Below are 15,171 nucleotides of genomic sequence, written 5' to 3' on the forward strand. Positions count from 1 at the left end.
GCCCCCTGAACCCTGAACCCTGAACCCTGAACCCTGAACCCTGAACCCTGAACCCTGAACCCTGAACCCTGAACCCTGAACCCTGAACCCTGAACCCTGAACCCTGAACCCTGAACCTCGGAGAACCCAACACCATGCCCAAGCGAGAAAAGACGCAACGACCTGCCAAGCGGACGACGGCGGACGAACGGCCGCCCAGCCAGCGCGATTGCGGAATCTACGAACAACATATCCTGCGCGGCGAGACGCAACAACACGTGGCCGCCGCACACGCCTTGTCGCAGCAGCGAGTCGCCCAAATCGCCGCCCGTGTCGAAGCCTGGCTCGCCGCCCACCCCGAACATCCCCTGGCCCAAAGCCTGCGGCTGCGCTGCGCGCGGCGCTGGGAGACGCTGTGGGACGAGTCGATGGCCAGCTTCGCGCGCAGCCGCCAAAACCGTGAAATCAAGAAAGAACGCACCGCCCGGGGCAAGGCCGCGGCCGGCGGCGAGGCGCCGCCCGTGACGACCGTCGTCGAACAGACCATCCGCGAACAGAACGGCGACCCGCGCTTTCTGAGCATCGCCCGACGCGTGGCCGAACGGCAAGACCGGCTGTGGATGCGAGAGGATTGCGTAGAGCAACCGTCCCCGGTCGCTTCCGGTGTTGGCAGCCAGGAGCCGTCGAGCAGCCGAGGACGCTTTGGCGACGAGCTGCGCAAGCGAGGACGCTTACCCTACGGGGAGCGGTTCCCGCATCTGCCGGTGGGCCTGTGCGATCTGGAGTATCTGGCGTGCGGGCTGTCGCCGGGCGGCTTGACGCCCGTCTCGACGCTGTTCGAGCAGCGGTGCGCCGACGCTTTTCGGGCGCTGGGGTTCGACGTGCGCGAGCTGGGGCAGGGCTGCGGGCGGGTGGCCGACTGCCTGGCCGTGGCCGTCGCCGAACGGTTCGCCGTGGTCATCGACGCCAAGGTGCGGCGGCGCGGTTACACGCTGGCCACCGACGACCGGCAGTTCTGCGAATACGCCACGACCCACACACGTGAATTGGCCGCATCGGGTATCGAACGCGTCTATTTCGCCGTCATCGGCCGCGGCTTTCGTCACGACGATCTCGACAAGCTCGCCCGGTTCATGACCGGCACGCCCATTCGCGGCGTCGTGTTCATCGAAGCCGAGGCCCTGATGCGGCTGGTACACGAGAGCATCGGCAAGCGACGAGAGTTCCGGCTGGCCGAAATCGACCGACTTCTGTTCGGCAATAAAATCATCGAGTGAATGGCGGAACAAATTCGGCATAACGCTAGATCACACCGGTTGCACGCGCAATGCCAGCCAGAACGTGCGGCAGGGCCGCGAGAAGAGCCGCGCGTGAGGAGAACGCGGGGCGTTGCGTCAGGGCGTTTCCAGAATCTCCTGCCAGCTTCCAGCGGCGGCGGTCGATCGAACGTGGCCAGAAAGCCTTGCGGGCTTTCACGCCCCATGTCTTTTAACGTGGCATCGAACGTCATGGCCATAATTGGGTTCCTTCTAGTCGATATCGGTGGGCCGGCGCTCGCAAGCTCGCTGGTCCCGCCCTACGGAGAGTTACTCGACAATTCGAGCTGGCGCCGTTATTCTGCGGGTGCGCTGCATGAATCGTTTCTCGACGCCGCCAAGTAAGGAACACCGCCATGAAATCGCTTTACATTTTGCTGATCGCGCCGCTGCTGTTGCTTGCCCCGCGGGCCACGGCCGAAGACAAACCCGCCGTGCCCGACCGCGAGACGCTGATCAAACAATTCGAGCGCTCGATGTCGGGCGCGACGCTCGTCGGTTACTACACGATTAACGGCCAGGAGGAAAAGAAGGGTCTGAAAGAGGATAAATACGTGCTGAAGAGCGTGAAGAAGCTGAAGCACGGCGATTTTTGGGAATTCGAATGGCAGTATGGCGAGGGCGGCAAGACGGGCACGCTGCCGGTTGAAGTCAAGTGGGCGGGCGATACGCCCGTCATCACCCTCACCGACGTGCTCGTGCCGGGCTTCGGCACGTTCAGCGCGCGGGTGCTCTTTTATCGCCATGAATACGCCGGCACCTGGAGCGCCTCGGACCACGGCGGCCGAATGTTCGGCAAAGTCGTGCCCGCACATAACGATAAGCAGCAGGGCCTTCCATGACGGCCGGCCATCACGAAGCCGGCGCTGCGGCGGAAGCCCTCGTCTATCTCAACGGCCGCATGCTGCCGACGTCGCAGGCGCACCTGGCGATCTTCGATGCCGGGGTGGTCATGGGAGCGACCGTGACGGAGATGACGCGCACCTTCCGCCAGCGGCCGTTTCGGCTGGAAGAGCATCTCGATCGGCTGTTTCGTTCGCTGCGCCACGTGCGGTTCGCCATCGGGCCAAGCAAAGACGAACTGGCGGCGGCATCGCGCGAACTGGTGGCCCACAATGCGGCGCTGCTGCACCCGGGAGCGGAACTAGGAGTGATTCAGTTCGTGACTGCCGGCGAGGTCGCGGCTTATGCCGGCTCGGCCGGCCGAGCGGCCCGCACCTCGCCCACAGTTTGCGTCCACACGTTTCCGCTCGCTTGGCAGCAGTGGGCGAGGAAAATGCGCGCAGGGACGCACCTGATCACGCCCTGCACGCGCCACGTGCCGCCGCAGTGCATCGACCCGAAGATCAAGTACCGCAGCCGCATGCACTGTTATCTGGCCGACCAGGAGGCGCGGCTCGTCGATCCGGAAGCCTCGGCCCTGTTGCTCGACCTCGACGGCAACCTCACGGAGACAAGCAGCGCGAGTTTTCTGATGGTGGAAGGCGGCGCCATCGTCTCGCCCACCACCCGCAACACCCTGCCGGGCATCAGCCGGGCCACGGTGATCGAGCTGGCGGCGCAACTCGGCATGGCCTTCGTCGAACGCGACATTCAGACGTACCACGCGGTCAACGCCGACGAGGCGTTTTTGGCCAGCACGCCCTATTGCCTGATGCCGGTCACCAAGATCAACGGCCTGCCGATCGGCGACGGCAAGCCCGGCCCGGTCTTTCGCCGATTGCTCGACGCCTGGAGCGAACTCGTCGGCGTGGACATCGAACGGCAAATCATCGACGGCGCGGCTGTGTGCTGACCGGGAACAGTTTGATGCCTTTGAACATTTATCCCGATGTCCGTTCATCTGGGTCGGTGCCCGCTGGATGGGCTCCGGTAAAAGGCGGTACTATAAAGTATCCTGTCCGCAACGCGGCGCTTCGCAGGTATCTTCGTCAACTCTTGCCTGGACGGTGGCAAAAAGTCATCAAACAAGGCAACAGTGGCGAGGTCCATTATCTCGAACACGAGTCCGGACAGGTTGCGGACGTCAAGTTCTTTCCCATACGAGACGAAAACCCATGAACCTCGAATCCTTGCTTTCTCGCGAGCTGCCAGCCGCGTCGAACGGCATAGCGCTGTTCGCCGTGCTCAATTTAGGGTTGATCGAGTCGCTGGCCAACGGCGCACTGGGCACGGCCGAAGCGGTGCGCGTGTTCTACAACGCCGAGAACTGTTTGTTTGTCGAAAAGCGGCTGCGCGACAAGACGGCCCGTGAGATCATGAGCCGCGGCGTGCAGCTCCCCGACCTGTTTGCTGCCTTTTCAGAAGACGACGCTCGTCGCGAATTCCAGCACGAACTGGCCGCGATGCGAACGCTGTGCCTCAAGTTGCTTGAACAACAGCGCCTGGCGGCATGACTGCGCGCCTCGATCGGACGTCGATTTCACCTTGTGGGATTTCCAAGATCGTCATCGAGAAGCCCGGCTGAAGCCGGCTCAAGAATTCTCAGTTTTGCTCCTCAACCACCAGCTAAAGCTGGTGGCAAACACGATGCGTGTCACCGGTCATCGCCTACCCTCCCTGCCGCTGCTGATAGATCGCCTGCAACAGCGTTTCCACGTCGGGATACTTCTTTTTCACTTTGAGGGCCGCCTCCAGCAGCCGGCGGGCGTCGCTCTCGGAATGGCCCAACTGACGCAGCACCTGGAACGTTTCGTCGACTACGTCGTGCTCGACCTCCGCCGCCGTGGGTTGCTCGCGGGCCACCATCAACGCGAACTTCGGCACCTTGCGGCGCAGCTTGGCGATGATCCGCTCCGCCAGCGCCGCCCCCACGCCGGGCAAGGCGGAGAGCGACTTGGCGTCCTGCTCTTCGATGGCCGTCGCCACTTCCGGCACGGGCCGCACCATCGCCCGCAACGCCTTCTTCACGCCGACTCCGTCGACCGAGCAGATCAACTCGAAAAACTCCCGCTCGATTTCGCTCAAAAAGCCGATCAACCGCGGCGTCAAGCGGCCATGGGCCGGGTTGCCTTCCAGATAATCAATGGTGTGCAAGCTCACCTGCTGGCCGATGCAGCCTTGCAGTTGCCGCCGCGTGAATTCGGGAATGCGGACCTCATATTCGAACGCCCCGATGCCCAGCGTCAACGAATCGTCGGCGATCGAGAGAAGTTGCCCGGTGATTTTGGTGATCATGGCGGGAAAGTCTAACCGAGCGGGGTCCGCAAAACAACCGCCCCGCGGGGCGTGTCGTAGCGGTCATCGCGATCGCGCCGTCTTTGATCGCACGGAACCTGATGGCGGGCGGCCGCGTGTCTTGTCGGAGGCCAAATAGCAACCTATGACTCTGAGGGGCAGTATTTCACCGGGAACTCAAACATGCAAACGTCGATTCCGGGCAGCATTGCCCCTCATGGTTACTCGATGGAAGCGTCGCCTGCCAACCTTTGCCTCAACCGGCCGAAAACTTCCGTCGAGGCCGAGAACAAGCAGGTCGTCAAGCGTATCTGGAACGAGCTCGTCAATGGCAGTTGCCGAGAATCGCTCACGGAGCTGGTCGGCACCGCATTTGTCGATCGTGCGCCGCTGCCCGGATTGTCTTCCGACTTCGACGGTTTGTGCGTGCGTCTGGACGTCCTTCATCGGGCGTTTCCTGACTTCCATTCCACCATCATGGACCTGATCGCGGAGGACGACAAAGTCGTTGCCGTCGTCGAATCGACGGGCACGCACCGAGGAGATTTTCTGGGTATGCCCGCCACGGGACGGCGCTTCACGATTCAAGAGATCCAGATCCTGAGAATCCTTGACGGCAAAATGGTCGAGCACTGGCAGGTGGCCGACGTTTACGGAATGTTAGTGCAGTTGGGATTCGCCAACTCGCCGTCAACGGCGGCCCGATAGGCCAACTTCATTCCCTTCCTGGATGTTCGGACCACGCGCGCCTGAGCATCCAGTCCACTATTCGCAAGAAGCATCGATGTCGTGCTCGACGGACGAGATGACGGTCTCCCCGACTCATGACGGGTCCCTGATGCCGCCCTGCGCGCTCGGCAGCAAGGCCGTTCCGCTCGCGGAGCGAGCGGGCTACGTAGCCCGCTTGCTCCGCAAGCGGAAGGGCTTCTCGCCCGTCCGTACTCCTTGGCCGAGAGGGCCGAAGCCGCGGTCCCACGGTTTCTCCAAGCAATGGTTGACGATCTGTCGCACAGGGGCGATCAGCGGCGGCGCCCTGGTCGTGGTGGCTGCAGTCGCCTTGGCCGGCAGAACCTGGCTGGCGGCACGGGCCGACGCGCTCGCGGTCAAGCCCGCCGAACCGCCGCCGGCGACCGTCCGCGTGGCCCGCTTCGAACCGGAGATCGTGACGCCCGGTCTCCGCTACAGCGCCGTGGTGAAGGAGATCGGCAGCGCCGAACTGTCATTCCGCGTCGGGGGGACGGTCGACGACATCCACCGCCTAAGCGGACCGGAAGGACGCGAGCATCCCATTCACGAAGGCGACCGCGTCGCCAAGGGCGCCGCGCTGGCGTCGCTGGATACGGCCGACTTTCGCCGAGAACGGGCAATCGCCGCCGAGAAGCTGGCGATCGCGCAAGCCAGGCTGGCCCAGCTCGAAACGCAATCCGGCCTGGCGACGATCGAACTGCGCCGCACCGAGCAGCTCGTCGGCCGTGGTGCCGCCACCGACGCCGAGCTCGACGCGGCCCGAAGCCGACAGCTTTCCACGGCGGCGGCCGTCGCCGGCGGGCGGCGCGACATCGAAAGCGCGCGGATCGGCGTGGAGCAGGCGGAGGCCAACCTAACCTACTGTACTCTGGTTTCGCCGCTCGAAGAGGGGACCGTGGCCGCGCGTTACATCGACGTCGGCGAGCGCGTCATGGCCAATCAGCGGGCGTTTCGCATCCTCGACCTTTCCAGCGTGGTGATTGCCTTCGGCGTACCGGACGCGCTGGTCGGCCGGCTCGCCCTCGGGCAGGCGATCGACGTGAGCTGCGAGGCCCTGCCGGGTCAGCAGTTCCACGGAGTCGTCCATAAGATCGGCGCGGCCGCCGAGCCACAGAGCCGCACATACACCGTCGAAGTCCGCATCGACGATCCCCGGGGTCTGCGGCCCGGCATGATCGCCAGCGTGCTCTTGGAGCGCGAAGTTCGCGCCTATTTGCTCCCCTTGACGGCCATCTTGCCCAGCACGGCCCGTGGGGCCTATGAGGTGTTTCGCGTGACGGAGGAGAGCGGCCAGCCGGTCGTCCGCCGTGTTCTAGTGGAGTTCGACGACGTGATCGACAACCGAGTTACCATTAAAGTCGGCGACGGAGCGTCGCTCGAGCCGGGCGACCGCGTCGTCGCCACGGGAACGCACCGTCTGTATGACGGCCAGCGGGTCGTCGTCGAAGAATGAGGTCGAGGAGCAATCTGGTGAACCCGTTCCCGCCGGCCGGCCGCGCTGCCCGCCCACGTCGCATGACGACGGCACAGTACTTCGTCTACAAGCGGCCGGTCGCCTGGACGCTGTTCTTCGCCACGGCGCTGTGGGGCGTGTATGCCTATCACTCGATGCCCCAGCGGCAGGACCCCTTGCTTCAGGTCCGCAGCGGCGTGGTTGTCACCGCCTATCCGGGAGCGAGCGCGGTCGAAGTCGAGCAGGAGCTGTCGCGCAAAGTCGAGAAGAAGCTGGCGGAGAACCCCGCCGTCGAACACGTCCGCTCGGTCAGCCGCCAAGGTGTGTCGGTCGTGTACGTCGATCTCTACGATACCGTCAAAGACGCCGAGCAGACCTGGCAGGATCTCGACAACAAGCTCGCGGCGATGACCGATCTGCCGACGGCGGGCGGCCAGCCGCTTCGTCCGCGGCTCGACAAAGATTTCGGCGACACCGTCACGGTGATGCTCACGGTGAGCAGCCCGCCCGTCTCGGATTTCGAGGTGGACGTCCGCGCGCAGGTCATCGCCCGGCGGCTGGCCGAGCTGCGCGCCTCTCGCCCGTCGGCCCTGCGCGACCGCCGGATGAGCAGCGTGCTCGTTCACCCCGCGAGCTTCGACGCCAGCCTGGTCGAACGCTTGGGCCGGTCGGCGCTGGCCGCACTTGCCGAGCGCGGGCTGGCGGAGGACGGACAGTATCTGAAGATGCTCGGCGCGGCGGCCATCGACTTCCGCCTTTCGCCGGGCACCGATCCGGAACGACTGCGCCGCGATTTCCAGCGCTGGCAGGAGAGGACCCTCGGCGCCAGTCTGACGAGCTACCCGGACGTTTGGCCGCCGGTGGTCGTCGAGTCGCTCGAAGAGCTGCCTGGCGCGCTGAAGACGCGGTGCCAGGCGGAGCCGGGCGGCGTCGCGACCTATAGTTACGAGCAGTTGCACCGCTTCGCCGACGTGATTCAAGACCGGCTCCGTCAGTCGTCCAAAATCGGCAAGATCGAGCAGCTTGGCGTGGTCGATGAGGCCGTCTACCTCTATTTGAGCGGGCGGCGCCTCGGCGCATCGGGTCTCGATATCGAGACGCTACGACAGCGAATTGCCCAGCGGAACATCGACGTGCCGGGCGGCACCTTCGAGCTGCCGCGGCAGAACCTGACGGTCAGGCCCAGCGGCAAACTCAACGGGCCCGCCGATCTGGCGGAGATCGTCGTCGATGTGCGGGAGGGCTACCCAGTTTACTTGCGCGATCTCGTCGAGGTCGTCCGCGGTTACGACGACCCTCCCCGCATACTGAACTTGCGTACGATCAAAGCGGGCGAGCGACTCTGGACGACGCGTGCCGTCACGCTTTCCATACGCCAGGTGAAAGGGAGCCAGATCGCCGACTTCTCTCGTGAGGTCGACGCGGCGCTGGCGTCGCTCAAAGGCGTTTTGCCCGACGACTTGCGCATCGAGCGGACAAGCGACGAGCCCGAGCGCGTGAAGCACAAGATCGGCGAATTCAAACAGTGCCTGCTGGAGGCGATTGTGATCGTGGTGGTCGTCGCCTTGTTGTTCATGGAGTGGCGCAGCGCTCTGGTGGTGGCGGTTTCCATTCCGATCACGTTGGCCATGACGCTGGGCCTATGCAGCATATTGGGAATCGACCTGCAGCAAGTTTCGATCGCCGCGCTGATCATTGCCCTGGGGCTGTTGGTGGACGACCCCGTGGTAGCCTGCGACGCGATCAACCGCGAGATGGCCCACGGCGTGCGCCGCGATGTTGCCGCCTGGCTGGGACCTCAGAAGCTGTCCCGCGCGATTTCTTATGCCACCGTGACGAACTGCGTGGCCTTTTTGCCACTGCTGCTGATCGGCGGCCTCGTGGGCGAGTATATCTATTCGCTGCCGGTGGTTGTGACGGCCTCTCTGGTCGCCAGCCGCATTGTGTCGATGACGTTCATACCGCTGCTCGGTTATTACATGCTCAAGGGGCAACCGGGCATGGAATCCGGCCTGCTGCCGGGTGGCAAAGCTTCTCGCTTCGCTCGGCTCTACAACGGCTTTTCCGAGTTGTGTACGCGCTACAAATGGACCACGCTGGCGGCATGCCTGATCGTGCTTGCAACGGCGCTCAGCCTGACGCCGCTGATCGGCACGAGCTTTTTTCCGAAAGACCTCCACACGGTTTTCACGGTCGACTTGCTGCTGCCCGAGGGAACGCCGGTCCGGCAGACAAAAGCCGAAACGATGCGCGCGATCGCCGAACTCGACCGGCTGCTCGGCGACGAGGCCCAGGCGTACACGACCTTCGTCGGCGCCGGCGGCGCCCGCTTTTGGTTGTCGATCGTGCCCGAACAGCCGGCGCCGAACTATGCACAAATTATGGTCCACACTCGCGACCGAGGCCGCACCAGCGCCTTGGCCGACCGGCTCAAGCGCGAGCTGCCGCCGAGGCTGGCGACGGCCCGCGTCCACGTAAATCAGCTCGAAGCCGGCCCGCCGGTCGGCCTGCCCGTCCAGGTGCGCATTCTCGGTCCCGACATGGCGACGTTGCGAAAGGTGGGCGACCAGGTGAAGAGCCTGATGCGCGCTTTTCCCGGAGCGACCGACATCCAGGACGACTGGGAACCCGAAACCCTGCGGCTCGGCCTTCACGTGGCGGCCCAACGGGCAAACATCGCTGGGGTCACGAACGAGTCGCTGGCAAATCTGGTGCATGGCGCCCTGGCGGGCCTGACGGCAACGAACATCCGCGAGCGCGACCGGTTGATCCCGGTGGTGCTGAAACTCCGGCCCGATGAGCGCAGCCGTCTGGACGACCTTCGCACCTTGAGCCTGCCCACGGCCGGGGGCGCTTCGCACGTGCCGCTCGACGAGGTTGCCGCCTTTTGCCCGGAGGCGGTCGCGCCCAAGGTCGCGCGTCGAGACCATCAGCGGTGTCTCACCGTCAAGTGCGACACGGTCCGGGGCGTGTTGCCGAGCAGCGTGGTCAAGTACCTCGAGAGCAAACTGCCGGAAAGCGCGCGAGGCTGGCCCGCGGGCTATCAATATGTCTTCGGCGGCGAAAAGGAGGAGCAGGAGAAAGGGTTCGGCTCGACGTGCATGGCCATGCTGATGTCGTTGGCGGCGATCTATCTTGCCCTGGTGATGCAGTTCAACAGCCTGACGAAGCCGTTGGTGGTTTTCACGGCGGTGCCTTTCGGCATGGTGGGCGGGCTGATGGGACTCTTGTTCTTCAACGTCCCCATCGGCTTTTTGGCGTTGCTGGGTCTGGCATCGCTGGCCGGCGTGATCATCAGCCATATCATCGTACTCTTCGAGTACATCGAAGAGGCGCACGAGCGCGGCGAACCGTTGCGAAAGGCGGTGATCGACGCGGCGCTGGTCCGGCTGCGGCCGGTGCTGGTGACGGTGTTGGCTACCGTCGGCGGTCTGATTCCCTTGGCTCTGCGCGGCGGTCCGCTTTGGGAGCCGCTCTGTTACGTGCAGATCGTAGGGCTGCTGTTGGCGACGCTGGTCACCAAGGTGCTCGTGCCGGTGCTGTACGTCGTTTTCGTCGAGGACCTTAAATTGATTCGCTGGTCCGCACCTGCGTCAGGCCCGCCAGAAAGAACAATAGCATGTTGACCATCGGAATGATGGTCAGGTCCTGAAACATGCCGTTGCTCAGGTAACTGCCAAACGTGGCCAGAAACAGCAGGCCGTATTGCCTCGCCCACAGCGGTGCCGGCGAATGCCACAGCCGCCAGGCGTCGCGCAGCCAGTAGCCCAGCAAGACGATGAACAGGCCCGTGCCCGGCAACCCCGTCTCGGTGAGCAGCCCCAGCCAGACGTTGTGCTGCACGTAGGGACGCGCTTGGTCGAGCGGCAAATCGCTGTCGCGGTCCAACACATCGGCGAACTTGTCGCGGTAATGGCCGAAGCCGCAGCCCGTCAGCGGCTGTTCGACAAACATCCGCCAGGCGACCATCGCCAAGATCGGCCGCAGCTCGACCGACTGGGCTGTTTCGCGTTCGGACTGGCCCACGTCGCGCTTGAACTCCAACAGCCGCTGCCATTGCGTGGCGCCCCCTAGCACCAAGACCAGAAGCGTCCCGCCGATGCACGGCAGCCGCCACGAACGCGGCAGCGTCAGGCCCGCGATGACCAGCAGCATCAGCACCGCGCCCATCCACACGCAACGAGTGAGCGTGGCGAACAGGCCGCAGCCGAACAGCGCCGCTACCAGGAGCAGTGCCAACTGGCCCGGCCGCCCCAGTCGTGGCCACCACAAGAGCGTGCTTGCCAGCCCGACGGCCAGGAAGTAGCCGTTGCCGATCGGGTTCATCAGCGGCCCGCGGGCACGCCCGAAGAACTCGAAGTAATCGGCCGATGCGATGTACCGCGGAAAGATCAGCTCCGGCAGGCGCAGCCATTCAGCCACGGCGGTCGCCGCCAGATAGACGCCGAACAATGCCAGCGAGCCGGACAGCCAGCGGCTGCTCCGTTCGTTGAGTGGCAGTTGCCGCGCCGCCCAATACATGCCCGTGGGCATCAAATAGTAAAAGAGAAGCTTCGAGAGGGGCTGATTGTGCTGGTAAGTCCAGTCGTTCGCCAGCGTGCTCACGACCAGCGTGGCGATGAACGCGGCCAGCACAAATTCGGGCTTGCCGGCGGGCCGGGGCGTGAGCCAGCCCAGGCGTCGCCAGAGGGCGCATTGCAGAATGAGGGCTACAAACAAAACGCGATCGGCCGTGAGCGGAATGGGGCTCGCGTCGAGATGATAGAAGAAGTAACCGAAGCAGGAGCCGGCCAACAGCACCAAGAGCGCGGCGGCCAATGGTCCACTTCGCCAAAGCACGGCCGCCAGCCAAGCGACTGCGACCAGGGCGGCGATGGCGATAATCGGGGTCATACCGGGGATCACGATTGAGGCAGTCGGGCGGTTCGTGTACCCAAAGCTTGTGCTATCGGCCCCATTGAGCTGGTCCCACCCTACGATCGAAAGGCGCAAGCCAGGCCGACAATTTCGGGCTAGGCGCATATAGCTTGCAAACGACCGCATGGCAACTCGTTTAGCCCTCGTACACCAACCCGAAGCGCCAGCGAGGAACGTGAAAAAGAGGCAAAACCTCGCTTGCGCTTCGGGTTAGTGTGAAAATGGGAACGGGTCCGGCGAAGCTTTACTGGCGACTGCCCCACAGTGCGCGATTCCCACAAGCGCACGGCTTCCAACTGGATTGCGGCCGACGAGCCAAGCCGCGTCGCGCCTAGCGAGACGAAACCGCTCCGAGCGGCACGATGTAGACCGGCGTGCCGTTAAACTCGAAGCGGTAAGTGCCTGGCGGCAGGTGTGGTGCAGATGCAGGCGCAGGCGGCTGAACCACGACTGCCGGACACGCGCCGGGAACCAATGAAGCTGCCCGCGGGGCCGATGGCGCGACGCGGGCTGCCGGAAGCGACGCGGTCCGAGAAATCAGCGGCGGTAATACGAAGGCGACCATCGCGGTCAGCAACGTGCCGCATAACGCTCCCAACAAGAACGGACGACGCGACATAGGACTACCAGAGGGTATGCATGTGTTCGCAGCGGTGAAGACGGGTACTATTAGTGTGCCAAGTTCAGCACTACGATATTATACGCAGCAGCGGTCTGATTCATTACAGCCGCATTGGCATGATCCCGCAAGCCGGGCGGTCGCGGCTTGCTCAATCCGCCGGACGTGCCTCACCGCAGCGGCGCGAGTTGCACCGCATCGACCACCACATAACCGTCCGTCCCGCGGTTCGATACGGTAACGACCACCACGTCGCCGGCGCTCACGTCGAACTGCCCGAGTGACACAAATCGCTTTTCGACCGCGGGCGGGCGACGCTCGTTGATCGTCGCGTTCTTTTCCGTGCCGTCAACGAACACCGCCACGGGAACGTTGGTCGCCCGGTTCTCATTCGCCGTATACGCCAGCCGCGCCTCGTAGCGGCCGCTTTTCTTGACTTCCAGCTTGAACCGCAGCGATTTGCGGCCCTTCTCCGCGTTGCCGTCGTGCAGATAGCCGGCGCCGATGAAGCCGCCGATCGCGGCGCTTTCGGACCATTCACCCTCGCGTTCGGCCCGAACGTCGTCGGCCACGATGCCCGGCAGTGTAGCCGGATCGATCGCATCGGCACGTGCCGGACCGTGCCAGGCGAGAACCTGATTGTCGGCCAGCAAGCGTTCTTCAAGTCGCTTGAGGTCGATGTCTTGCACGGCGATGTCTTGCACGGCGGCCTCGCCGTCGATCGCCTGGCAGGCGGCGGTGGCGGCCGATTGGCCCAACACCATGAACACCGGCTCCATGCGAATCGAGCCATAAGCAATGTGCGAGGCCGAGAGACAGACCGGCACCAGCAGGTTCTCGCATTGTTCTTTCTTGGGCACGATCGAGCGGTAGTCGATCGGATACGGTCGAAACCCGTGGACCTGCACATCGCCCTCGTTGCTGGCGTGACCGTCTTTCACCCACCGCTGCGTGTTGTGCGAGTCCATGCCGTAGGCGGCCAGCCCGATCGAGTTTTCCGCCACCCGCCGGCCCTGGCAATGGTGCTGGCTCATCACATAGTCGGAGATCATGCGCCGCGCCTCGCGCACGTAAAGCTGGTGCGGCCAGCCGCCGTGGTCGGTGAACTCGTCTTGGCAAAGGCCCCAGCGGTTGACGGCGTTCCGCACTCGTTCCGGCAAACGCGGGTCGTTCGCCAGGAACCACATCAGTCCCTGCTGATACCCGACGTGTTCCTGGAAAATCGCTTCCCGCGCGGCATAGTCGCCGTCGGGATAGCCGTAGTTCATGCCGATGTCGTCGGTGCTGAAAGCGCCGTTGTTATTCATGTCGGTCTTGCGGTTGGGCATGGGCAAATTGCTTCCCAAGGCGTCGAACACGCCGGCCTCGATGTAGCGCCGCAGCAGCTCATAACGCAACGGGTCGTATCCGGGCGGCTTCGGAAACGGCAGGCGGTTGGCCCGGTCGTCGGTCAGGCAGAGGCGAAAGTTATAGGCCTGCACGCGGTGGTCGCCCTGACCGTGCTCGCCGGGGCTTCCGGCATGGATGCCCGGCAGCAGGCCGCTGGCCGGCTGGCCGGGCTTGACGTAGGGATCGACCGGAACTTTGAACTGGTGCTTGGTCGAGCCAAGTTGCACCCCATTGAAAGTTTCGTCGTAGACGGCATTGGCCTCCCGACCGACGTGATACGCGACGCCCGCTTTGGCCATCAGATCGCCTTCATAGCTGGCGTCGATGTAGATTCGGGCGGCGAACGCACGGCCGCTGTCCATGACGATCGTCGCGATTCGACCGGCGTTCTTTTTGACGCCGCCGACAAGGTCAAGCCGCTCGTCGAGCACGACGGTCACGCCCGCCTCTCGCACAAGCTCGTTCATGACTTGCTCGGCAACGTGCGGCTCGAAGGTCCACGCTTCGTCTTTGCCGTAGCGCTTTCCGAGGCGGCGATAGAACTCGCGCGAGATGCCGCCGATGGCGCCCTTATTGCCGATGTCGGTGGCGCCCAGCCCGCCGCAGGTCAGACCGCCAAGATGCTTGCCCGGCTCGATCAGCACCACCTTTTTTCCCATGCGTGCGGCCTGCACGGCGGCCGCCACTCCGCCGGATGTGCCACCATAGACGGCCACATCGAAGGCATCGCCCGGAGCGGCGAAAGCCATCATGATCAGGAAACCGTGAATCATAGCCATGGAACGCCTTTAGAAAAGTAGCTCACGCATTCTAACCAAACTTGGTTCCCGTTGTCGCAATTACACGCGCTGGGCTGTGGAATACATCAAGGCCGGTCACCGCGACGCGGACAAGCCGTGGTATCTCTGGCTCTGCTACGGTGGCGTCCAAGGATGTGTTGTTCGTAGATTCCGCAATCGCGCTGGCTGGGCGGCCGTTCGTCCGCCGTCGTCCGCTTGGCAGGTGGCTGCGCCTTTTCTCGCTTGGGCATGGTGTTGGGTTCTCCGGGTTCGGGGTTCGGGGTTCAGGGTTCAGGGGCCGGTTTGCTTGTGAAAAACAAGAATCAAGCGCGCCGCCTGGGCCATCTAAGTTGTTCGAGGCCCGTGGTTTGCGGCGGTCCGAGGAAGCATCGACGCCGACTTGTACAAGCGCGGAACCATCTGGCGGCTCTGTATGCAACGCCCTCCGTGGCGTTCCGAGGTCGTGCGGCTCCTGTATGCAACGCCCTCCGTGGCGTTCCGAGGTCGTGCGGGTTGGCGCCGACCGCGCTGCGCGGAATGCCACGGAGGGCGTTCCCCACAGAGCGCTCCTCGTTTGTGCAAATTTGCACAAACGAGAAAAACCCGAGGATTTCATCATCTCGTAGTTCTGAAGAGGGGATGAGCGATGAGGCATGAGGGATGGCCAAAATAAAGTCGCGAGTTGGGCGTTGAGGGGCGTTCCGCGGTGGTCCGGTCCTGCCTTCTCGCACTTTACTCGCCGACTGGCTTGGGCACGTATCGTAGGCATCACGCTCCGCCGTGATGGAACCTTTC

Annotated in this window: 10 protein-coding genes; 7 read left to right on the plus strand and 3 right to left on the minus strand. The window is 63.9% G+C overall.

The features are described 5' to 3' along the window. Window positions 1-134 precede the first annotated feature (134 nt). The 4 genes from VNH11_20920 (at window position 135) to VNH11_20935 (ending at window position 3,691) form a co-directional block, all read left to right on the plus strand. Complete coding sequence (locus tag VNH11_20920; protein HVA48842.1) at window positions 135-1,256, plus strand: hypothetical protein; 1,122 nt, start codon at window positions 135-137, stop codon at window positions 1,254-1,256. Between the two features lie 395 nt (window positions 1,257-1,651). Beyond that, window positions 1,652-2,137, plus strand: a complete 486-nt coding sequence (locus VNH11_20925; GenBank protein ID HVA48843.1) for a hypothetical protein — start codon at window positions 1,652-1,654, stop codon at window positions 2,135-2,137. Continuing rightward, window positions 2,134-3,090: an aminotransferase class IV gene (locus tag VNH11_20930; GenBank protein HVA48844.1), complete on the plus strand. Its 957-nt coding sequence runs from the start codon at window positions 2,134-2,136 to the stop codon at window positions 3,088-3,090. Before VNH11_20925 ends, VNH11_20930 begins: the two co-directional genes overlap by 4 nt. Window positions 3,091-3,352: 262 nt before the next feature. Beyond that, the gene (locus VNH11_20935) at window positions 3,353-3,691 is read left to right on the plus strand and encodes a hypothetical protein (protein HVA48845.1); all 339 of its coding nucleotides are present in this window, start codon (window positions 3,353-3,355) and stop codon (window positions 3,689-3,691) included. A 154-nt stretch (window positions 3,692-3,845) separates the two neighbouring features. On the opposite strand, the gene ruvA is transcribed toward VNH11_20935, so the two are convergent. Beyond that, window positions 3,846-4,472 (minus strand): Holliday junction branch migration protein RuvA, encoded by a 627-nt coding sequence (ruvA, locus tag VNH11_20940; protein HVA48846.1) that lies wholly within the window; start codon window positions 4,470-4,472, stop codon window positions 3,846-3,848. A 183-nt stretch (window positions 4,473-4,655) separates the two neighbouring features. On the opposite strand from ruvA, the gene VNH11_20945 reads away from it, so the two are divergent. The 3 genes from VNH11_20945 to VNH11_20955 all read left to right on the plus strand — a co-directional run bounded on the left by VNH11_20945 (window position 4,656) and on the right by VNH11_20955 (window position 10,298). Further along, window positions 4,656-5,180 (plus strand): ester cyclase, encoded by a 525-nt coding sequence (locus VNH11_20945; protein HVA48847.1) that lies wholly within the window; start codon window positions 4,656-4,658, stop codon window positions 5,178-5,180. A 286-nt stretch (window positions 5,181-5,466) separates the two neighbouring features. Next, window positions 5,467-6,672, plus strand: a complete 1,206-nt coding sequence (locus VNH11_20950; protein ID HVA48848.1) for an efflux RND transporter periplasmic adaptor subunit — start codon at window positions 5,467-5,469, stop codon at window positions 6,670-6,672. Window positions 6,673-6,689: 17 nt separating this feature from the next. Beyond that, window positions 6,690-10,298 (plus strand): efflux RND transporter permease subunit, encoded by a 3,609-nt coding sequence (locus VNH11_20955; GenBank protein ID HVA48849.1) that lies wholly within the window; start codon window positions 6,690-6,692, stop codon window positions 10,296-10,298. Here VNH11_20955 and VNH11_20960 read toward each other — a convergent pair. Then, window positions 10,237-11,565 carry an O-antigen ligase family protein gene (locus VNH11_20960; GenBank protein HVA48850.1) on the minus strand — a complete coding sequence of 443 codons (1,329 nt, stop codon included), beginning with the start codon at window positions 11,563-11,565 and terminating at the stop codon, window positions 10,237-10,239. The genes VNH11_20955 and VNH11_20960 overlap by 62 nt on opposite strands. An 813-nt stretch (window positions 11,566-12,378) precedes the next feature. Then, entirely contained in the window at window positions 12,379-14,370 is a 1,992-nt protein-coding gene (locus VNH11_20965; GenBank protein HVA48851.1) for an FAD-dependent oxidoreductase, read from the minus strand. Between the last annotated feature and the right edge of the window lie 801 nt (window positions 14,371-15,171).

The organism is Pirellulales bacterium, assembly GCA_035533075.1.
Lineage (GTDB): Bacteria > Planctomycetota > Planctomycetia > Pirellulales > JAICIG01 > DASSFG01.